Raw genomic sequence first — 20,748 nt, 5'->3', positions numbered from 1 at the left:
TGAGTCAGTCGGCGAGGTAGGAGACCTCCACGTGGGGCGGGAGCCCGGCGTGGAGGTCTCTCGTGTGCTCCCGCAAGGTGACGTGGCGCAGGGAGCCGTGGCCGGCAAGGGGGGAGAGGTCCAACGGCCGGTCGCCGCGGGGCATGTCGAGTACGAGGCGGCTGAGCCGCGGGAAGAGTTCCGGGAGCCGGGCCAGGTCGCGTGCGTCAACGGGCCGGTCGTTGACCAGGCCGAGGAACAGGACGCCCGGCAGCGCGGCGTCGTCGGAGGCGACGGCCAGCAGGTCCGGCCGGGACCGCAGCCCGTCGAGTCGGGGGAGCGCGGCCAGCGCCGGCCAGTCGTCCGCAGCGGCTGCGTGGCGCCAGCCGAGATAGACGTTGGCCAGCTCGGGGTGCCTGGCCAGCGGTCGCAGGTTGGCGGTGTGGCCGGTCAGCAGGTTCAGCGTCTTCAGAGCCGGCAGCTCCGGCAGTGCGTCGAGGTCCAGCGGGCGCCGCCGGTCCGGAGAGAGGGACAGATGCTCCACCTGCGGCAGTGAGGCGAGCAGTTCGGGGACGCCTGCGGCCAGCTCCGGCACCTTGTCGAGGATGAGGGAGCGCAGCGGCAGCCCGGACAGGGCGGAGGCGTCGCGGAGGCCGAGACACTCGGTGAGCCGCAGCTCGCGCAGCTCGCGCTGGCCGCCCAGGAAGTCCAGGTCCCGCAGCCCGTGCTGGCCGCGGATGATCAGCTTGGTGAGGCGGGTCGCGGCGAGGCCGTCGTGCAGCGCGGAGGGGTCGAGCGGGCCGCCGCGCACGTCTATCCCCGGCCTGCCGCCGAGTCTGCGCAGGGCGCGTAGCTCCGCGTCGGAGGTGACGGTGAAGTACAACTCGTCCACGTCGAGGCGGGCGATGACGTCGTCGGCGTACTCCTCGGTGTCGAAGCGCTGCCAGGCCCAGACGAGTTGCCGGCGCACGTCCAGGGAGGGATGGGTGGCGTACCGGGCGAGGAACGGGATGGCGCGGTCCGACTCCACGTAGGTCGCGGCTATGGCGACCAGGGTGGTCGTCGCGTCGTCCGTCTCCTCCGGGCCCGGCAGCAGGTCCAGCACCAGCGGCCCGGCCGCGCCGAGCGCCCGTGCCTCCACCACCGTCCGCGGCGGGACCAGCGCCTTCGTCTCCCGCTCCACGGCCTCCCGTACCGCCGGCGCCAGCTCCGTCGCGTGCTCCAGGCAGGCGGTGGCGAGCAGCCGGATGCGTACGCCCTCGACCCCCTCGCGCGCCTTCGCCGCCGCCAGCAGCTCCCGCAGGATCTCCTCGCGCTCCCGCGGGCGGGACTGCGCGACGGCCATGCGGATGACGTCCTCCCACTGGTCGTCCGCCGCGTGCGCGGCCAGCACGCCGATGTCGCCCTCCTCCACCGCGGCGCGGGCGCCCAGGTAGTCCTGGAACGTGCGGTGGACGAAGTCGACGGCCCCCGGGCCCGGTTCGCGCAGGAGTCCGCTGCGGTCGCGGAAGTGCTCCAGCACGGCGCCGGCGTCGCCGAGGGCGGCGACCTCCGGGACGGCGGGGAGGGCGGCGGCGACGAGGGATTCGGCGCGGGCGCGGTCCAGCTCGGTGCGGCCGTTGCGGATCAGCCAGTACGCGAGGCGCTGCAGTACCTGGAGTTGGGGTTCCTCGCGGAGGTCCGGGACGGCCATGTCGCGCTCGCGGTCGCGGCGGGTGAGCAGCATCGACAGGGCGGCCTCGTACAACTCCTTGCGCCCGCGCGGGAGGTGGCCGCGGCGGGCGCGGTTGAGCGCGCACATCAGGCCGCACATCAGCGGGTTGGTGGCCAGCCGGCCGAGGTCGGAGGTGTGCCGTACGGCGGCGGTGAGCTGCTGTTCGTACGCCGTGAGCTGCGCGTCGTCCGCCGCGGGGGCGCCGGTGCGGACGGCGGCGTGCCAGCGGGCGATGAAGCGGGCGAGGTCTGCGGGGCGCATGGGGGCGAGGGTCAGCTCGGTGAAGCCCTCGGCGGCGAGCCAGTCCTCGCCGACGGCGGAGGGGCGGGAGGTGACGAGCCAGCGGTTGCCGGGATAGGCGTCGATGAGGTCGGAGAGCCAGCGGCGGGCGCGGTCGCGCTCGGCGCGGGGGACCTCGTCGATGCCGTCGACGAGGAGCAGCCCGCGGCGGGCGGTGAGCACGCGGTGCTCCCAGCCGTCGGGCTGGGCGCCGGCGAGGGGGCTGCCGGTGGCGGAGAGGAAGTCGCGGGGGGCGGGGAGGCGCTGGCCGTGGCGGGTGAGGGTGCGGAGGGGGAGGACGAAGGGGACGCGGCCGGCGAGGTAGTCCATGGTGCTCGCCTCCCGGCTTTCGGCGCGGGTGTCCGCGCGGGTGGCGGAGAGGGCGAGCCACTGCACGAGGGTGGTCTTGCCGGAGCCCGCGGCGCCGCGGAGGAGGACGCGGTCGTGGGTGGCGAGGGCCTGGTCGGCGGGGAGGGCGGGGGCGGGGAGGGGGTCGCTCTCGGCGTACTCGTCAGTGGGGAACAGCGCCTCGGGCGAGTTGCCGGCGTGGTGCTCGGCGGACGCCTCCAGCCGGAGGTACGCCACGTCCAGGGGCCACTTCGCGGGGGAGTCGGCGAGGTCGACGCCGTAGATGGTGAGTTTGCCGTGCTTCTTGGCGACGTACGCGAAGTACTCCCGCTCGAAGGCCGCGTCCCGCGCGGCCGGGAGGGGGGTGCGGGCGAGGAGCGCGTCGAGGCGGGCGATCTGGTCGGCCTGGCGGCGGGACTGCTCGACGAGGGTGCGGGCGACGAAGGTGGAGCGCTGGCTGAAGAAGTGCAGGATGTGCAGGCAGGCGGTGTCGAGGAGGGCGTCGTGGAAGGCGGCGGCGTCGGCGGACAGGTCGCGTACGGGATCGCCGCCGCCCCGGGCGGCGGCGTCCCGGGCGGCGGCCCGGCGGAGCCGGCGGGCGAGGGCTTCGGGGCCGAGCTGGACGGCCTGGACGTCGTCGAGGTCGAGGTCGCCGAGGGCGGCGAGGCTGCGGGCGAGTGCGTCGGCGACGGGGGCGGCCTCGTCGGCGGGGACGGGGGTCTCGCGGTGGCCCTCCCCGTCGGTGCCGCGGAGGGCGCGCCGTACGAGGGTGTCCGCGAGCGTACGCAGATCGCCCTCGTCCAGCTCCCGCCGCTCGCCGCGGAACGACACCAGCGCCGCCATTCGCACCGGCCGCTCCACCAGCCCGGCCCCGGGCCCCTCGCTGCGGAACAGCCGCCGGACGAGGGGCGCGACGACGGCGGACGCGAGCCTGATGCCGACGGCTGCGGGTTCCATGCGGCTGACGATATAGCGGGTGGTGAGGCGTCACCGGAGGTGTTCGCCGATGGTCCGGTTCGTTCGGGTATGTACACCCTCATCATCATGAATTTCAGGAAGATGATGCTGGTTTCGGGTGGAGTTGATACGAACGGTAGGCCAGTCTTCAGGTGAAGACCGGGGGACAGGTCGCCGGACGCGGTCCGTGGAGGTGGGCCCGCGTCCGGCCGAGTTGGTCTGGGAGTTCTTACGGTGAGGTCTCACAGTTCGGGCAACACGGCGCGACAGGCTCCCCCGGTCGGTCTCGCGCTGCTCTCCGACCGGGAACGCGAGGTGCTTCTCCTGCTCGCCGACGGTCCGACCAACCGCCGGCTCGCGTCGCAACTGGGGGTCGCGGAGCGTACGGTCCGCGCCCATCTGACGAACATCTGCCGCAAGCTGAAGGTGGAGTCACGCGTCCAGGCCGCCCTGGTCGCCGACCGCAACCGACGGGCCCTGCTGCCGCCCGGATCGGACGGGGACCGGGCTGCCGGAAGAGGCAATAGCCGGTGCCAGCACGGTAGGGAATGATGTGGGGCGTGTGCCCTCCGGACCGACCCGGACGCGACCGGCCATCGCCGTCCGCGGCGCCCGCGGCACCCCTCGGACGGAGCGCTGGTGCGTTCGCTTCCCGGCCTCATACGCACCAGCGTCTCCGTTCCCCCCGCCTCGCCCCGCTGCGCGCCGCCGGCGCCCGTCAGGGGTCGTCGACGACTCCGGAGCGGGCGAGCAGGTAGCCGAGCTGGACGCGGCTGTCGCTGCCGAGTGCGGTGCTGAGCCTGGCGATGTGGGAGCGGCAGGTACGGACGTTCATGCCGAGCCGGCGGGCGATGGCCTCGTCGAGGTGGCCCTCCACGAGAAGCCGGGCGATCTTGAGCTGGACACCGGTGATCCCCTCCGGGGTGTCCCGGTTCTCGACGTCCTCGCCCCAGGGTGTGGCGAGTTGCCAGAAACGGTCGAACGTGGCGGCGATGTACCAGACCACGCCGCGATGGCGGACCTCGATGGCGACCGCGTTGTCCTCCTGTGCGGGGATGAAGGCGGTCTCGCGGTCGATGATGATGGCCCGCTCGATGTTCTCTTCGAGGGTGCGGACTTCCAGGCCCGTGTGCTGCACGCGCGCCAGGTAGTCCAGCGCCTGCGGGGTGTGCCGCGCGGTGTGGCTGTACAGGCTGCGAATGCGGACTCCCCGTTCCGCCAGGGGCAGCACGCGCTGGATGGCGGCTTCGTACACCCACGCCGACCTGTTGCCCATGGGCTGGGCGGTGAGCAACTCCGATGTGCACATCTGGAGGGCGCGCACCAGCTCGGCGTCTATCCGCTCCTTGCCCTCCCACACCGTGATCGCGGGTTCCGCGGCCGGATCCGCATCGGGCGGTGCGGCCCGGCCGACGGAGCCGGCGAGGGTGAGAGCGAGGTCCCGGTAGCCGCCGATCTCGCTCGCCACGAGTTCGAAGAGCTGCGCCATGGCCTCCGTCGGCGGCGCCGGCACGAGCCAGTCGCCGTCGCGGCGCAGAAGACCGGACTCGACCAGGCAGGGCGCGGCGGTGCTCGTCGTCGTCTCGATGCGACCGCCCTGCAGCGCCTTGGCGTAGAGCTTCCGGCCCGTCGTGCAGACGCGCGAGGCGGGGTGGGGGGTGTGTCCCATGACTCAGACCTCCTCGAGCATGCCGGAGCGTGCGATGAGGTAGCCGAGTTGGGCGCGGCTGTTGCTGCCGACCGCGGTGGAGAGCTTGGCGATGTGGGAGCGGCAGGTGCGGACGTTCATGCCGAGGCGGCGGGCGATGGCCTCGTCGAGGTGGCCCTCGACCAGCAGCCGGGCGATGCTGCGCTGGACCGGGGTGATGCCTTCAGGGGTGTCCTGCTCGGGAAGCCGGTGTTCCCAGGGGACGCCGAGGTGCCAGAAGTGCTCGAAGATGGCGAGCAGGAACCAGACCAAGCCTGGGTGGCGGATCTCCATTGCCACCTCGCGGTCGGGCTGCGCGGGGATGAAGGCGACCTGCTGGTCGACGATAAGGACCCGCTCCGGCATCTCCTCAAGGGTGCGTACCTCCAGTCCGGTGTCGCTCAACTCGTCCAGGTAGGCGAGCTGCGCGGGGTGGTGCCGGTAGGTGTGGTGGTACAAGGTTCGCTGGGAGACACCGCGTTCACTCATCCGCCGTACGCGGTGGGTGGTGGTGCGCATCGTCGCGGCGTTCCAGTTGGTCCGTCCGCTGGCCGGCTGGATCGCGAGGAACTGCTGAGTGCAGTCCTCCAGGGCCCGCACGAGCGCGTCGTCGATCCGCTCCTTACCGGTCCAGACGGTGAACGCTGCCGCGGCCGGGTCGTCCAGGTCGAGGGCCGTCACCTGCTCGACGGTGTCGGCGATTGCCGCCACGAAGAGGCGGTACTCGCTCAGCTCCCGTTCCAGGGGCTTGACGAGCCCGGCGAGCGCCTGCGTCGGAGGCGTCGGCACCAGCCATTGGGTGTCGCCGGGCTCGGGGCGTAAGAGTTCCAGGTCGAAGAGGCAGGGCGCGGTCGCCGTCGCCTCGTGCGAGATGCGGCCGGAGCGCAGGGCGGAGGCGTAGAGCTTCCTGCCCGAGGCGCAGAGGCCGTTGGTGTGGTGGGGGTGGGCCATATGCGGTCTCAAGTCTCCTCGAGGATGCCGGAACAGGCGATGAGATAGCCGAGTTGGGTGCGGCTGCTGCTGCCAAGGAGGGTGGCGAGCTTGGCGATGTGGGCCCGGCAGGTTCGTACGCTCATGCCGAGGCGGCGGGCGATGTTCTGGTCGAGGTGGCCCTCGACCAGCAGCCGGGCGATACTGCGCTGCACGCCCGTGATTCCTTCGTGGTCCGCCTCCCGGTAGGCCGCCTCTTCCATGGGGGTGGCGAGTTGCCAGAACTGCTCGAAGGCGCCGACGAGATAGGCCACGAGACCGGGATGACGCAACTCCAGGGCAACCTGGCGGTCCGCCTGGGCCGGGATGAACGCCACCTCACGGTCGACGATGATCAGCCGTTCGATGATCTCTTCCAGCGTTCTGACCTCGACCCGTTGCGGGCCGACGAAGCGTAGATACGCCAGAGTCATCGGGGCTTCCCGTGCGGCGTGCTGGTAGAGGGTACGCATCCGCACACCGCGCTCGACCAAGGGGCGTACACGCTGCAGGGCCTCGCCGAGAGCGCGGGCGCCGCGGCTGGTGGCCTCCGGCTGGATGGTGAGCAGTTCGTGCGAGCACTCGCTGACCGCCAGGTCCAGCGCGGTGTTGATCGTACCGAGGCCCTCCAGGACGGTGATCGGTGAGTCGTCGGAACCGGCCGCGGCGCTGATGTCCATGAAGGCCGTGAACATTTCGGTGAGCTTGGCCGAGGACCGCTGGCGTTTGGTGATGTGCTTCTCGTGGGAGTGGAGTAGCCGGGTCATCGCGTCGAACGCGGAGACCGGCAGCAGCCACTCGCGGTTCTCGGGGTCCGGCTCCAAGAGCGCCAGATCGGTGAGGCAGGGGACGGACGCGACGGAGGAGCGGGTGACGCGGCCGTCGTGCAGCGCGTCGGCGTAGAGCGCCTGGGCCGCCGGGCACGGCTCGTCGAGTGCGTGGGTGTGGTCGTGCCTGGTGGGCATCTCAGTACTCTCCGACGCTCAGGTCCGGTCGAGGATGCCGGAGCGGGCGATGAGATAGCCGAGTTGGCCCCGCCCATTGCTGCCGAGGGTGGTGGCGAGCTTGGCGATGTGGGCGCGGCAGGTGCGGACGTTCATCCCCAGCCGGTCGGCGATGACCTCGTCCACGTGGCCCTCCACGAGAAGCTTGGCGATGCTGCGCTGGACGCCCGAGATGCCGTCCGGCTCCTGCGAGTCGTAGTGCACCTCCTCGTCGAGCGGGACGGCATGCTGCCACAGGTGCTCGAAGACGCCGACCAGGTACTCGATGAGACCGGGGTGCCGAATCTCCAGCGCGGCCTTCCGGTTGGTCTTCACCGGCAGGTCGCGCTGAGCCGGGATGAAGGCTTTGCGCCGGTCGATGATGATCAGGCGGTCCACGAGTTCTTCGAGCGTGCGCAGTTCCATGCGGCTGGAGCCGACCTGCTCCTGATAGGCGAGCAGACCGTAGCTGTGACGGGCCGTGTGCTGGTACAGGCTGCGTATCCGTACACCGCGATCGACCAGCGGACGCACCCGTCCCACGGACCTGTTCAGAGATTCCGGGGGCCGGCTTCCCCCGGGCTGCACCGTCAGCAGTTCCTTTTCGCACTCCGTTGTGGCCTGGCCGATGGTCTCGTCGATATTCGTCACACCGCTCAGTTCGGCGATCACACGGCCGACTGTGGGCTGTTCTTCGCGACTGATGGCGAGAAACGGCTCGAAGGCATCGGCCAGGGCGAGGGTCTGTTTCCGCCGATCCAGGATCTCTCGCTCCAGCGGGCTGCCCAGCCGCGCAAGCACGGTGGCGGGCGGGAGCGGGTGCAGCCAGCGTGGGTCGTCGGGGTCGGGGTGGAGCAGCAGCAGGTCGATCAGACACGGCGTGCTTTCTACCTCGGACCGGAGGATCCGGCCTGCTCGCAGCGCCTTGGCGTAGAGCTCCGAGCCCGCCTCGCACAGGTCCGTATACCCATGCGAATGGTCTGATTCGTCATGCATTACGCCCATTTATCCTTCCCACAGGAAGCTGTGTTTCAGGAACATGATGCAATGCGGAGGTGGTGTGTGGCGGTCTTGTGCGGCACCTTCTTCACAGGGAAGCGAAAAGGGAAGCCGGGAATCCCAATGAAGAAGCTCGTCGGTTGGGTCGTCGCCCTGGGCGCCACCGTGGTGGTGAGCCTGGGTGTTGACTTCCAAGAGGCCGAGGTGCATGCCGCCGACATGCCCGAGGCGTCAACTGTAGTACTGGTTCAGCAGGATCCGGCGTGGGACTGAGTAAGGGCGCGCATGCTGGGCAAACCTAAGTTAAAGCGGCCAATGCAGACATAGGTATGGCGATGACTTCAGACGACCGCCGAAAGATGGAGAACCACTGGTACTCCGTCGATCTCGCTACGGCGGTTCCCCAACCCGGGGACAGGATGGCGGTAGCCCTGCTGGGCGAGCCGATCACCATCCTCCGTGACCGGGGTGGGAGCGTCCGGGCCTTCCGCCGGAGGTCAAGGCGCTATGTACGCTGCGTGGTTCGCTGCGGCGTGATCTTCGTCAATCTTGGCGAAGAGGATCACGTGCTCGTAGCAGCCGACGGCGTACCTGATAGCGAGAGCATCACCCCCCACTGTGCCTGACCGGGCGGTATCCCCCGTGTCCAGATCGCCCGAAGGCACACCAGCGGTGCCATCGCGGACGCAACCCCGCGATGGCACCGCTTTTGCGTGCGCGGACGCGCATGCTTAGGGGGCGGTCGTGTCGCCGGTTGCCGGTGCTGGGTTGAGGTTGAGTGGAGTAGACTCAACTTAGCTTACGTGGTCTCAGGCACGCCGAGGGTGGCCCGAGGCCGTACCCACGACCGGCACCCCGGCAAGGAGGAGCACACAGCAGTGGACGCGGAGCTGACCAACAAGAGCCAGGAAGCGATCGCCGGCGCCAACAGCCGCGCGGTGTCCGGCGGGCACCCGGACATCACCCCTGTGCACCTGCTGCTCTCGCTGCTCGACGTGGCGGACAACGAGAACCTCCAGGACCTGCTCGCCGCCGTCGACGCCGACCAGGCCGCCGTACGGTCCGGGGCCGAGGCGCTGCTCGGCGGGTTGCCCAGCGTGCAGGGGGCCACCGTGTCGCCGCCGCAGGCGGACCGGGAGCTGCTGGCCGTCGTCGCCGACGCCGCCGCGCGGGCGAAGAAGCTCGGGGACCAGTACGTGTCGACCGAGCACCTGCTCATCGCGGTCGCCGCCGAGGGCGGGGCGGCCAAGGAGCTGCTGAAGAAGCAGGGCGCGAACGCCAAGGCGCTCGTGCAGGCGTTCGAGAAGATTCGCGGCGACCGGCGGGTGACCACGAAGAACCCCGAGAGCACGTACCAGGCCCTCGGCAAGTTCGGCACCGACCTCACCGCCGCCGCCCGCGACGGCAAGCTCGACCCCGTCATCGGGCGCGACCAGGAGATCCGCCGCGTCGTGCAGGTGCTCTCCCGGCGGACGAAGAACAACCCCGTCCTCATCGGCGAGCCCGGCGTCGGCAAGACCGCCGTCGTCGAGGGGCTCGCGCAGCGGATCGTGAAGGGTGACGTACCGGAGAGCCTGAAGAACAAGCGGCTCGTCGCGCTCGACCTCGGTGCCATGGTCGCCGGGGCGAAGTACCGGGGCGAGTTCGAGGAGCGGCTGAAGACCGTGCTCGCCGAGATCCGGGAGAGCGAGGGCCAGGTCATCACGTTCATCGACGAGCTGCACACCGTCGTCGGCGCCGGCGCGGGCGGCGAGTCCGCCATGGACGCCGGGAACATGCTCAAGCCCATGCTCGCCCGCGGCGAGCTGCGCATGGTCGGCGCGACGACCCTCGACGAGTACCGCGAGCGGATCGAGAAGGACGCCGCCCTGGAGCGCCGGTTCCAGCAGGTACTTGTCGCCGAGCCCACCGTCGAGGACACCATCGCCATCCTCCGTGGCCTCAAGGGGCGCTACGAGGCACACCACAAGGTCGTCATCGCCGACTCCGCGCTCGTCGGCGCCGCCACCCTCTCCGACCGGTACATCACCTCCCGCTTCCTGCCCGACAAGGCCATCGACCTCGTCGACGAGGCCGCCTCCCGGCTCCGCATGGAGATCGACTCCTCGCCCACCGAGATCGACGAACTCCAGCGCGCCGTCGACCGGCTCCGCATGGAGGAGCTGGCACTGAAGAACGAGTCCGACGTCGCCTCCCGCGAGCGCCTGGAGCGGCTGCAGCGCGACCTCGCCGACAAGGAGGAGGAGCTGCGCGGCCTCACCGCGCGCTGGGAGAAGGAGAAGCAGGGCCTCAACCGCGTCGGCGAGCTGAAGGAGCGCCTGGACGAGCTGCGCGGCACCGCCGAGCGCGCGCAGCGCGACGGCGACTTCGACACCGCCTCCAAGCTCCTCTACGGCGAACTGCCCGCCCTCGAACGCGAGCTGGAGGAGGCGTCCGCCGCCGAGGAGGAGGTCAAGCGGGACACGATGGTCAAGGAGGAGGTCGGCTCCGACGACATCGCCGACGTCATCTCCTCCTGGACCGGCATCCCCGCGGGCCGGCTGCTGGAGGGCGAGACGCAGAAGCTGCTGCGCATGGAGGAGGAGCTGGGCAGGCGCCTCATCGGCCAGGACGAGGCGGTACGGGCCGTCTCCGACGCCGTGCGCCGCAGCCGCGCCGGCATCGCCGACCCCAACCGGCCGACGGGCTCGTTCCTCTTCCTCGGCCCCACCGGCGTGGGCAAGACCGAGCTGGCGAAGGCGCTCGCCGACTTCCTCTTCGACGACGAGCGGGCCATGGTCCGCATCGACATGAGTGAGTACGGAGAGAAGCACTCCGTCTCCCGCCTGGTCGGCGCGCCCCCGGGATACGTCGGGTACGAGGAGGGCGGCCAGCTCACGGAGGCCGTGCGGCGGCGCCCGTACTCGGTCATCCTGCTGGACGAGATGGAGAAGGCGCACAACGAGGTCTTCGACATCCTGCTGCAGGTGCTGGACGACGGGCGGTTGACGGACGGTCAGGGCCGTACGGTCGACTTCCGCAACACCATCCTCATCCTCACCTCCAACCTCGGCTCCACCTTCCTCGTCGACCCGATGATCAAGGACGAGCAGAAGCGGGAGGGGGTGCTGGAGACGGTGCGGAAGGTCTTCCGGCCCGAGTTCCTCAACCGGCTCGACGACCTCGTCGTCTTCAACGCCCTCGGCGGGGACCAGCTCAAGCGCATCGCCGCCATCCAGCTCACCCGTCTGCAGGAACGGCTCGCCGAGCGCCGGCTCACGCTGGAGGTCAGCGACGCGGCGCTGGCCTGGCTCGCGCGGCTCGGCGTTCCGGAGGACGAGCCGGAGCCGGATCTCAGCTACGGGGCGCGGCCGCTGCGGCGGCTGGTGCAGACGGCGATCGGCGACCAGCTCGCGAAGGAGATCCTGGCGGGCGAGGTGCGGGACGGCGACACCGTGCGGGTGGACGTGTTCGGCGACCAGTTGCTGGTCGGTGCGGCGCAGTAGGAACCGCCCGGCTGCGGCCCGATGGGGGTTGTCCACAGGGTGTCGTCGCCGGGTTGCGGGCACGGGCCCCCGGTGGGGGAGGATGGGCGGGAACCGTTCGAAGGGAACCCCACGTGAGCATCGACCCGTCCTCGATTCCGAACTTCGGGGGCCAGCAGCCCGAATCCAGCGGCAGCGGTGGCCCGCAGGGGCCCATCGTGCCCGACCAGGATCTGGTCAAGCAGCTCCTGGACCAGATGGAGCTGAAGTACGTCGTCGACGACGAGGGAGACCTCGCGGCGCCATGGGAGCAGTTCCGTACGTACTTCATGTTCCGCGGCGAGGGAGACCAGCAGCTCTACTCGGTGCGGACGTTCTACGACCGGCAGCACTCGCTGGACGACAAGCCGGAGCTGCTGGAGGCCATCGACGACTGGAACCGGCGCACGCTGTGGCCGAAGCTCTACACGCACACGCACGACGACGGCTCCGTCCGGCTGATCGGCGAGGCGCAGATGCTGATCGGCACGGGCGTGGCGCTGGAGCACTTCGTGTCGAGCACCGTGAGCTGGGTGCGGGCGTCGATCGAGTTCGACAAGTGGCTCGTGGAGACGCTGGGGCTGCAGCAGGAGCTGGACACGGACAAGCCGGACGACGGTGCGGACGGCGGTGCGGGCGAGGGCGGGCCTGACGGCGCCGGGGGCTCCGGGGACGAGGGGCCGAAGGAGAGCTGAGAGCGCGGCTGCCGGCTGTCGGTGGTCGGTGGTCGGCGGGGTCCCCCGGGCCGTCAGCTCTCCGTCAGCGCGGCGAGCAGCGCCTCGTACGCCCGGGTGCCGGGCGTGACCGGCGCGTAGTGGCCGGTGCCGGGCAGCTCCCGCAGGTGCACCCCCACGGCGTGGGCGTAGCGGCGGGACAGCTCCACCGGCACGTCGGCGTCGGCCTCGCCGTGGAGCAGCACGACCGGCGCCGCCGGGGCCGGCATCCGCATCGGGTCCGTCTCGTCGAGCCGCTCCGCCACCCGTTCGGCGCCGCCGAGGAGTTCGGCGACGGCGCCGTCACTGAGGCCCAGTTCGTGCGCGCGGGCCAGGTCCGCGACCGGGGAGACGCCGACGACGCGGGAGACGGCCGTGGGGCACCGCGAGGCGGTCCAGAGCGCGAGGTGGCCGCCCGCGGAGTGCCCGACGAGCATCACGGGCCCGGCACCGGGCAGCGCGGCCAGCGCCGGCGGCAGGTCGTCGAAGGTCGCGGGGAAGCCACCGCCGCCGTCGGCGCCCGCGGCCGCGTCGCCGGAGGCGCTGTCGGTGACGTCGCCGGCCGGTTCCCCGGGTGCGCCCGGCCCGGCGCCGCCGGGTCCCCGGCGGCCCACGCGGCGGTACTCGACGAGTGCCACGCACCGGCCCAGGTCCGCCGCGAGCGCCGCCGCCAGCGGGGTCAGGTAGCCGCGGTCGTAGCGTTCCCGCCAGAAGCCGCCGTGCAGCAGCGCCACGACCGGCCGCGCGGACTCGTCCCCGTACAAGTCGACGACCTGCGACGGGTGGTCCCCGTACGCCAGCGTGCGCGTGGGCGCGACGCGCTTCAGGGCGAACAGCGTGCGGGCCTCGTCGTCTCTTTCGTCAACGGCGGTCATCCAGCACCTCTCCCAGCACTCCGGCAGCGCGGTACACGTCCGAGAACGAGGTATACAGCGGCGTCACGCCGAAACGGAGCACATCGGGCGGCCGGAAGTCGCCGACCACGCCGCGCGCGATCAGCTCCCCCATCACCGCCTCCGCGTCCGGGCAGCGCAGCGCGACCTGGCTGCCGCGCTCGGCGTGCGGCAGCGGGGTCAGCGGCGTGAGCGACGGCCCGCCGGGGAGGGCCGCGACACACTCCAGGAAGAAGTCCGACAGCGCCAGGCTCTTCTCCCGTACCGCCTCGACGGCCACGCCGTCCCACACCTCCAGCGCCGCCTCAAGGGCCAGCATCGACAGGATGTCCGGCGTCCCGACGCGCCCGCGCACGGCGCCGTCCGCGGGGCGGTAGCCGGCGGACATGGCGAAGGGGTCGGCGTGCGAGTTCCAGCCGGGCAGCGGGGAGTCGAAGAGGGACTGGAGGTCGCGCCGTACGTAGAGGTACGCGGGCGCGCCCGGGCCGCCGTTGAGGAACTTGTACGTACACCCCACCGCCAGGTCCACTCCGTGCACGTCGAGCCCGACCGGCAGCGCGCCGGCGCTGTGGCACAGGTCCCACACGGCGAGCGCGCCCGCGGCGTGCAGCGCGGCGGTGGTGCCGGGCAGGTCGTGGAGCCGGCCGGTGCGGTAGTCGACGTGGTTGACCAGCGCGACGGCGGTCCGCGGGCCGGCGGTGGCGGCGATCTCGTGCGGCTCCACGGCCCGCAGCGCGCAGCCGGTCAGCCGGGCGGCGGACTCGGCGACGTAGCCGTCGGTGGGGAACGTCGTCGCGTCGACCAGCACCTCGTCCCGGGCCGCCCCCGCGCCGGACTGCGCGACGCGCACCGCGGCGACGACGGCCTTGAGGACGTTGACGCTGGTGGAGTCGCCGACGACGACCTGACCCGGCGCGGCGCCCAGCAGCGGCGCGATCCGGTCGCCGACCCGCTCGGGCGCGGTCCACCAGCCGGACTCCGTCCATGACCGGATCCGCAGCCGCCCCCACTCCCGCGCCACGACGTCCGCGACCCGGGCGGGGACGGCGGCGGGCAGGGCGCCGAGGGAGTTGCCGTCGAGGTAGACGACCGGCGGGCCGGACTCCCCGGCGCGGGACTCCCCGGCGTGGGACTCCGCGGCGCCGGGCTCCGCGTCGTCGAGGACGAACTCCGCCCGCTTCCCGCGCAGCGGGTCCGCCAGGTCCAGCGCCGCCGCCCGCTTCGCCAGCGCCGCGAACTCCGCCGTCGTGCCGAGGCCGGCCTGCGCCCCGGCACCCGCCGCCGCACCGGTACCTGCCACCGCCCCGGCGCCGGCCGGGGCCGCCCCGGGCCCGTACGCCTCAGACATGGCTCCGCGCCGTCCACAGCTCGGGGAACACCTGCTTCGCCGCGCGCTTCTCCAGCCACGCCACCCCCGCGGAGCCGCCCGTGCCGACCTTCCCACCCATCGCGCGGCGGGTGGCCACCAGGTGGTCGTTGCGCCAGCGCCACACCAGCTCCGCGATGTCCGTCAGCACCTCGCCGAGCCTGACCAGGCCGGAGTCCTGCGGCCCCGCGTACACCGCCGCCCAGGCGGCCTCCACCTCGGGGTGCGGCTCGTACCGCAGCGCCGGGTCGCGGTCCAGGACGGCGGCGGACAGCGGGTGGCCCTGGGCGTCGAGGTAGCGCAGCACCTCGTCGTAGAGGCTGGGCTCGCCGAGCTGCTTCTCCAGCTCGTCGTGCACCCGCGGGGCGCCGCGGTGCGGCACGAGCATCGACGCGGACTTCTCGCCGAGCAGGAACTCCATCCGCCGGTACATCGCCGACTGGAAGCCGGAGCCCTCGCCGAGCGCGGCGCGGTAGGAGTTGAACTGCTGCGGCGTGAGCCGCGCCAGCGGCTCCCAGGAGGCGTTCAGCGCACGCAGCTCGTGCGTGCTGCGCCCCAGTGCCGCCAGCGCGACCGGGAGGTCGTCGCGGCGCAGCGCCCCGGCCGCGGTCTCCCACTCGTGCACGATGACGGTGAACCACAACTCCATGACCTGCGTGGTCACCAGGAAGACCAGCTCGCCGGGGTCGTCAGAGAGCGGGCGCTGCAGATGGGTGAGGACGTCCGCCTGGACGTAGTCCTCGTACGGAGTGGTGCCCCGGAAATCCAGGTTCGGGGGCTGGTGCCCGTCCGGCTGACCGCCGTCGGGCAGGGGGTTGTGAGCACGGCTGTCCATGAGCTGTCTCCCACACAAGAGCCACCGGGTAGCGGTCCGCCCCTTCCTGCCGGCAACAGGGCCCCGGTCCCCTCGGGTACGGCGGCATCGGTGCGCCGTACCCACTTCGCATCATCCGCGGAGCCGCGGCGGTAGGCAAGAGCAGCCCCTCCGGCGGCGTCAGCCCGGCGTCAGCCCGCCGTCAGCCCGGGTGCGGCCGCGGGTCAGCCCTTCGGCCGCCCGTCAGGAGAGTGTTTTCGCGGCGGTCGGCGAACTGTCGCGCAGGAACGTGCTGCAGCGCTCGTACTCCTCCGTCTCGCCGATGGCCTGCGCGGCGCGGGCGAGCGCGGCGAGGGCGCGCAGGAAGCCGCGGTTCGGCTCGTGCTCCCACGGCACCGGGCCCTGGCCCTTCCAGCCGTTGCGGCGCAGGGCGTCCAGGCCCCGGTGGTAGCCGGTGCGCGCGTACGCGTACGACTCGACGGCGCGGCCGGCCTCGAAGGCCTCGTCCGCGAGCTGCGCCCAGGCCAGCGAGGACGCCGGGAACTTCGCCGCCACCTCGGACGGGGCTGCGCCGCTCGCCAGCAGGTCGCGCGGCCCCGGGTCCTCGGGCAGGTGGGTGGGGGGTGGTCCGCCGAGGAGGTTCTCGTGAATCGCCATGGGTTCCAGCCTGCCACGACCGCGGCAGGGGGTGACCGCCGCGGTCGGAATGGAGGCAGTTCTCGACGACGCAGTCGACGACGCACTCGGCGACGCGGCGTGTCTTCAGGACGCAGTAGCGAAAAAAAGGGTAGAAAGGGCACCAAGTGGTGTGATGAATCGCATTCACACCCAAACACAGAAAGTAGGGATGGCATGCGCAAGCTTCGTCAGGCCGTGGTTGTGGGCGCGATGCTCGGCAGCATCACCATGCTCGGCGCCGGTGTTGCCGCGGCCGACGACACCGCGGAGGCCCCGGCCAAGCACGGTGTCACGTCCACGGAGGAGACGGCGGCACCCCAGGCTGCGCCCACGTCCAAGGGCAAGCACGACAAGGGTGGCGACAAGATCACCACCGTCATCGACTGCGACCAGGAGATCGACAACAGCGTCGACCGTCGCCAGTACGGCCTGGTCAACGTGGGCGACGTCACCGTGCCGATCTTCGGCTCGGGCAACGCCGACTCCTCGGCCAGCCAGAACGTGTGCGGCATCGGCAACGACGAGAACGAGAGCGACAGCGAGGCCGAGACCGAGAACGAGGGCGACCTGCTGGACCTTCTCTGAGGGTTTGCAGCCGTAGACCTTTACTCGGGAAGAGGTCTGATGGAACAGAACTCGGCGTCGGCGTGCCCAACAGGGCAGGCTCCGACGCCGAGTTCGTCCATGTGCACGGCCCACTGACACGCCGTTTCGACCGGTCGCTGCCGGTCGGGGGCGGGGTCGGCACCGCCCCGGCCGAGGCTCCGCACCAGGAACCGTCGACCGGGGCCGCGGTCCGCCCGGGCGGTGTCCGCCCGGGGCGGTGTCCGCGCCGCGTTACTTCAGCTTCGTGCCCGTCGAGCGCAGGTGCTCGCACGCGGTCCGCACGCGCTCAGCCATCGACGCCTCGGCGAGCTTGCCCCAGGCGCGCGGGTCGTACGCCTTCTTGTTGCCGACCTCGCCGTCGACCTTGAGCACGCCGTCGTAGTTCTGGAACATGTGCGCCGCGACGGGGCGGGTGAACGCGTACTGCGTGTCGGTGTCGATGTTCATCTTGACCACGCCGTTGTCCAGGGCGGTGGCGATCTCCTCCTCGGTGGAGCCGGAGCCGCCGTGGAAGACGAAGTCGAAGGGGCTCTGCTTGCCGTACTTCGCGCCGACACCCTCCTGGAGGTCCTTCAGCAGCTCGGGACGGAGCACGACGTTCCCCGGCTTGTAGACCCCGTGCACGTTGCCGAAGGAGGCCGCCAGCAGGTACCGGCCCTGCTCGCCGAGGCCCAGCGCCTCGGCCGTGCGCAGCGCGTCGTCCACCGTCGTGTACAGCTCGTCGTTGATCTCGTGGGTGACGCCGTCCTCCTCGCCGCCCGTCGGGGTGATCTCCACCTCCAGGATGATCTTCGCGGCGGCGGCGCGGGGCAGCAGCTCCTGCGCGAGCGACAGGTTGTCCGCGAGGGTCTCGGCGGAGCCGTCCCACATGTGCGACTGGAACAGCGGGTTCTCCCCGCGGGCGACGCGCTCCTCGGAGGCGGCGAGCAGCGGCCGCACGTACCCGTCGAGCTTGTCCTTGGGGCAGTGGTCGGTGTGCAGCGCGACATTGACCGGGTACTTCTTGGCGACGATCGCCGCGTACTCGGCGAGGGCGACCGCGCCCGTGACCATGTCCTTGCTGTACTGCCCGCCCAGGAACTCGGCGCCGCCGGTGGAGATCTGGACGATCCCGTCGCTCTCGGCCTCGGCGAAGCCGCGCAGCGCGGCGTGCAGGGTCTGCGACGAGGTGACGTTGATGGCCGGGTAGGCGAACTTGCCTGCCTTCGCCCGGTCCAGCATCTCGTTGTAGACCTCGGGGGTTGCGATGGGCATCTGTCCGCTCCTTGGAGACGTGCGGGTGTCTGCGTGCGTGTACGAGTACGAGTGCGGCCGGCTCCGTTGCCGTGGCGCCCCTGGAGTGCCCCCATCCTCCCAGATGTGCGCCCGCGCTTCCCGGCCCTGTGGACAACCCCGCGTCGGCCCGTGCGTCCGGCCCGTACGGCTCAGCCGAGGCCCAGGTCGGCGAGCCCGTAGGCGTACAGATACGGCACGCCCGCCGTGTCGCGCACCCGCTCGGCGGCGCCCGTGTCGCGGTCCACGATCGTGGCGACGGCGACCACCTCCGCACCGGCCTCGCGCACCGCCTCCACGGCGGTCAGCGCGGATCCGCCGGTCGTCGAGGTGTCCTCGACCACCAGCACGCGGCGGCCCGCGATGTCCGGGCCCTCGATGCGGCGCTGCATGCCGTGCGTCTTGCTCGCCTTGCGCACGACGAAGGCGTCCAGCGGGCGCGCGCGGTCGCCCGCGGTGGCGGAGGCGTGCAGCATGGCGTCGGCGATGGGGTCGGCGCCGAGGGTGAGGCCGCCGACGGCGTCGTACGCGAAGTCCTTCGCCAGGTCGAGCATGACGCGGCCGACGAGCGGCGCGGCGGTGCCGTCGAGGGTGATCCGGCGCAGGTCGAGGTAGTAGTCGGCCTCGATGCCGGAGGAGAGGGTCACCTTGCCGTGCACGACGGCCTTGTCCTTGATCTGACCCAGCAGGTCGGCATGTGCGTCGCTCATGGCGGTGAGCCTAACCGAGCGTCCGCCACGCCCAGGTGGTCGAGACCTCCAGCGGATCGATGGGGGTGACGAGGCGGGGATGGGTGTTGAGCCCGTTCGGCGGGCCGGACTGCGGCTCCACGCAGACGGCCTCGGGCTGCTCGTCGTACACGACGACCCACTCCGCGCGGCTGGTGACGGTCAGCTCCAGCCGGCCGGGCCAGGTCAGCGTCACCTCGACGCCGTCGGGCATGCCGAAGCAGTCGTCCCACGGGCCGGGCCGCGGCTCGATGCGCTTGCCGGTGGGGAGGTGGTCCGCGCCGCGCTCCTCCTGCCAGGCGGCGGAGAAGTCGATGCGCACGCCGGCGTCCCCGGGGGGCCTTCGCCCGTCGAGGTCGCGTACGAACCAGGGGTGCCAGCCGGCCTGCGCGGGGAAGGAGTCGCCGGCGGTCTCCACGGCGAGCGTGAGGGTCACCTTGTCCGGCTCCAGCTCGACCAGTTGGGTCACGCGTCCCGGGTACGGCCAGGGGTCGGCGAGGTCGTACGAGAACGCCGCGACTGCCTTGTCGTCGGCGCCGGCGGCGCGCAGGGTGCGCCAGGCGGTGTCGCGGCCGGTGCCGTGGATGGCGTGCGGCGGGGCGTCGGCGGGGAGGCGGTGTCTGACGGCGCCGTTGCGGAACTCGCCCCGCTCCAGGCGGCTGCAGAAGGGCACCATGGGGAAGCAGCCGTAGCGCTCCCCGGCCCGCAGCAGCTCGGCACCGGCCACGCGGAGGCTCGCGACCCGGCAGCCGTTGCGGGGATCCATCGTCAACTCGGCGTCACCGGCGGTGAGACGTGTGGGCACGGGTCGAGCCTAGACGAGGGGCCGGGGCGACCGGACGCGGGACGCCCTGCGGGCGGCGCCGGTGCAGGCCGGGCAGCGGCTGCGGGGTGGGCGCGAGCGGGGTCGCGAGGGGGTGGTGCGGGCGGCGGTGGCGGCGTCGGGTCGTCGCGGGCGCGCGGGGGTGGGGCGCCGCCGGCACAGACGCGCGCGTGCCGCCCGAACGCGCTCGGTTCTCCGGGCCCGGGGCCCGGGGCCCGGGCCCGGTGCGGAGCGCGGCCCTTCGGGGTGCCCGCCCGGCGGACCCGGCCGGCGGCACAGCGGGCAGGACCTGTGGCTCCGTGCCCAGGAGCGCGCAAAGGCCCTCGGGGCCCCGGTCCTTACTGATCGCGGGCTGGCGGGTGTGTCCGTATCGCCGGGCCCGGCGGCGCCGGTCCCTTCGTCCGCGGCCCTCGGCGGAGCCGGTCAGTGGCGCCGGCGCAGGGCGCGGCCGACGATGACCGCCGTGGCCACCGCCAGTGCCGCGGCCGGTGCCAGCCAGCGCAGACTCGACGTGGGTACGGGCGCGTCGGCGGCCGGCTCCGGGGCGTACCGGCCGCGCGGCGGGGCGTGGTCGACCTCCTCCGCGCTGCGGCCGATCATCGTGCGCCGGGCGTGCGCGGCCTCCGGCTCCTCCAGCAGGTCGTCGGCCGGCTCGTCCGCGTCCTCCTCCTCGTCGGCCAGGGCGTCCAGCATGTCGTCGGCCAGCGGGTCGAGTGACGGCGGCGGCACCTCGGCGTCGAAGGCCCTGCCCTCGCCGGGCGGGGTCTCGCCGGACTGCTCGGGGGCCGGGATGCCGGGGATGGCGCGCTCGTTGTCGTCGCCGAGCCCGACGTCGGCGGCGTCCGACGGCTGCACGGCGTCGTCCGGGTGCTCCGGCGCCTCCGCTGCCTCCGCCGTCCCCGCCGGCTCCCCGGGCGCCTCCGCGAGCGGCTCCGCCTCCAGGTCCGCCGCCAGGCTCTCCGCGAAGCGTTCCAGCAGCCGTCCGCCCGCCGCCTCCGCCTGCGCCGCCTCGACGGCCGCCAGCCGCCCCGTACTCGACACGGTCCCCGCGCACACCAGCGAGGTCGTGCCCGCCTCGTCCGCGTCCCGCGGCGTGAGGGTGAGCGACGCCGTCACCGCCCCGCTGCCGCGCGACTCCCCGCCCTCCGCCTCCACGGCGACGGAGTCGCCCAGCGGCGTCAGCCGCAGCGTGCCGCGGTACGTGATGCTGGAGCCGGCGACGCGCAGCCGCAGCCGGCCGCGCAGCGTGCCCCGCTCCTCCGCCTGGTCCTCGTCGAGCGTCAGCCCGGGGACGCTGCGGGCGACCCGCTCGGGGTCGGACAGGGCGCGGCGAACGGTTTCTGCGGGCTGCGGTACGTACACCTCTCGCTCCATGGAGCGGAGCCTACCCACGGGGAACTGCGCGGCACAGGGTTCTGCGGCGGGTGGCGGAAGAGG

The 20,748-nt window shown here is 72.3% G+C and carries 18 protein-coding genes; 5 read left to right on the top strand and 13 right to left on the bottom strand.

Translation table 11 applies throughout. The features are described from left to right. Window positions 1-4: 4 nt before the first annotated feature. A complete protein-coding gene (locus O7599_RS18175; protein WP_281623207.1) occupies window positions 5-3,277 on the bottom strand; it encodes an NACHT domain-containing protein in 3,273 nt (1,090 codons plus the stop codon). A 234-nt stretch (window positions 3,278-3,511) separates the two neighbouring features. Between O7599_RS18175 and O7599_RS18170 the strand changes: the two genes are divergently transcribed. Continuing rightward, window positions 3,512-3,829: a helix-turn-helix transcriptional regulator gene (locus O7599_RS18170; protein WP_281623206.1), complete on the top strand. Its 318-nt coding sequence runs from the start codon at window positions 3,512-3,514 to the stop codon at window positions 3,827-3,829. Between the two features lie 166 nt (window positions 3,830-3,995). Here the strand turns inward: O7599_RS18170 and O7599_RS18165 are convergent, their stop codons facing one another. Genes O7599_RS18165 through O7599_RS18150 form a run of 4 tightly spaced genes read right to left on the bottom strand, consistent with a single transcriptional unit; the run spans window position 3,996 to window position 7,912 of the window. Continuing rightward, complete coding sequence (locus O7599_RS18165) at window positions 3,996-4,946, bottom strand: helix-turn-helix transcriptional regulator (protein WP_281623205.1); 951 nt, start codon at window positions 4,944-4,946, stop codon at window positions 3,996-3,998. A gap of 3 nt (window positions 4,947-4,949) precedes the next feature. Further along, a complete protein-coding gene (locus tag O7599_RS18160) occupies window positions 4,950-5,915 on the bottom strand; it encodes a helix-turn-helix transcriptional regulator (protein WP_281623204.1) in 966 nt (321 codons plus the stop codon). Window positions 5,916-5,923: 8 nt separating this feature from the next. Continuing rightward, the gene (locus O7599_RS18155; protein WP_281623203.1) at window positions 5,924-6,898 is read right to left on the bottom strand and encodes a helix-turn-helix transcriptional regulator; all 975 of its coding nucleotides are present in this window, start codon (window positions 6,896-6,898) and stop codon (window positions 5,924-5,926) included. Between the two features lie 18 nt (window positions 6,899-6,916). Further along, on the bottom strand, window positions 6,917-7,912 hold the full coding sequence (locus O7599_RS18150) for a hypothetical protein (RefSeq protein ID WP_281623202.1): 996 nt from the start codon (window positions 7,910-7,912) through the stop codon (window positions 6,917-6,919). Between the two features lie 126 nt (window positions 7,913-8,038). Between O7599_RS18150 and O7599_RS18145 the strand changes: the two genes are divergently transcribed. The 3 genes from O7599_RS18145 (at window position 8,039) to O7599_RS18135 (ending at window position 12,113) form a co-directional block, all read left to right on the top strand. Then, window positions 8,039-8,188, top strand: coding sequence for a hypothetical protein (locus tag O7599_RS18145; protein ID WP_281623201.1), 150 nt, complete (start codon window positions 8,039-8,041; stop codon window positions 8,186-8,188). A 605-nt stretch (window positions 8,189-8,793) separates the two neighbouring features. Beyond that, the gene (clpB, locus tag O7599_RS18140) at window positions 8,794-11,400 is read left to right on the top strand and encodes an ATP-dependent chaperone ClpB (RefSeq protein ID WP_281623425.1); all 2,607 of its coding nucleotides are present in this window, start codon (window positions 8,794-8,796) and stop codon (window positions 11,398-11,400) included. A 113-nt stretch (window positions 11,401-11,513) separates the two neighbouring features. Beyond that, window positions 11,514-12,113, top strand: a complete 600-nt coding sequence (locus tag O7599_RS18135; RefSeq protein WP_281623200.1) for a YbjN domain-containing protein — start codon at window positions 11,514-11,516, stop codon at window positions 12,111-12,113. Between the two features lie 53 nt (window positions 12,114-12,166). On the opposite strand, the gene O7599_RS18130 is transcribed toward O7599_RS18135, so the two are convergent. From O7599_RS18130 to O7599_RS18115, 4 genes are all read right to left on the bottom strand, one after another. Continuing rightward, window positions 12,167-13,006 (bottom strand): alpha/beta hydrolase-fold protein, encoded by an 840-nt coding sequence (locus O7599_RS18130; protein ID WP_281623199.1) that lies wholly within the window; start codon window positions 13,004-13,006, stop codon window positions 12,167-12,169. Beyond that, entirely contained in the window at window positions 12,993-14,372 is a 1,380-nt protein-coding gene (gene kynU, locus O7599_RS18125) for a kynureninase (protein ID WP_281623198.1), read from the bottom strand. The genes O7599_RS18130 and kynU overlap by 14 nt, the downstream gene beginning before the upstream one ends. After that, window positions 14,365-15,225, bottom strand: coding sequence for a tryptophan 2,3-dioxygenase family protein (locus tag O7599_RS18120; protein ID WP_281623197.1), 861 nt, complete (start codon window positions 15,223-15,225; stop codon window positions 14,365-14,367). The genes kynU and O7599_RS18120 overlap by 8 nt, the downstream gene beginning before the upstream one ends. 222 nt (window positions 15,226-15,447) lie before the next feature. Beyond that, window positions 15,448-15,861, bottom strand: coding sequence for a DUF3151 domain-containing protein (locus tag O7599_RS18115; protein WP_281623196.1), 414 nt, complete (start codon window positions 15,859-15,861; stop codon window positions 15,448-15,450). Between the two features lie 195 nt (window positions 15,862-16,056). Here O7599_RS18115 and O7599_RS18110 point away from each other — a divergent pair, with 195 nt between their 5' ends. Then, complete coding sequence (locus O7599_RS18110) at window positions 16,057-16,467, top strand: hypothetical protein (protein WP_281623195.1); 411 nt, start codon at window positions 16,057-16,059, stop codon at window positions 16,465-16,467. Window positions 16,468-16,719: 252 nt separating this feature from the next. On the opposite strand, the gene fbaA is transcribed toward O7599_RS18110, so the two are convergent. From fbaA to O7599_RS18090, 4 genes are all read right to left on the bottom strand, one after another. Then, window positions 16,720-17,742 carry a class II fructose-bisphosphate aldolase gene (fbaA, locus tag O7599_RS18105; RefSeq protein WP_281623194.1) on the bottom strand — a complete coding sequence of 341 codons (1,023 nt, stop codon included), beginning with the start codon at window positions 17,740-17,742 and terminating at the stop codon, window positions 16,720-16,722. A gap of 170 nt (window positions 17,743-17,912) precedes the next feature. Next, complete coding sequence (gene pyrE / locus O7599_RS18100; protein ID WP_281623193.1) at window positions 17,913-18,470, bottom strand: orotate phosphoribosyltransferase; 558 nt, start codon at window positions 18,468-18,470, stop codon at window positions 17,913-17,915. 10 nt (window positions 18,471-18,480) lie between these two features. Continuing rightward, complete coding sequence (locus tag O7599_RS18095; protein ID WP_281623424.1) at window positions 18,481-19,254, bottom strand: aldose 1-epimerase; 774 nt, start codon at window positions 19,252-19,254, stop codon at window positions 18,481-18,483. Between the two features lie 480 nt (window positions 19,255-19,734). Then, complete coding sequence (locus tag O7599_RS18090) at window positions 19,735-20,685, bottom strand: SRPBCC family protein (protein WP_281623192.1); 951 nt, start codon at window positions 20,683-20,685, stop codon at window positions 19,735-19,737. Between the last annotated feature and the right edge of the window lie 63 nt (window positions 20,686-20,748).

Origin of the sequence: Streptomyces sp. WMMC500 (genome assembly GCF_027497195.1) — a bacterium.
Classification (GTDB): Bacteria; Actinomycetota; Actinomycetes; order Streptomycetales; family Streptomycetaceae; genus Streptomyces.
The sequence above is the reverse complement of the archived record's forward strand: the minus strand, read 5'-3'. Positions and strand labels throughout refer to the sequence as shown.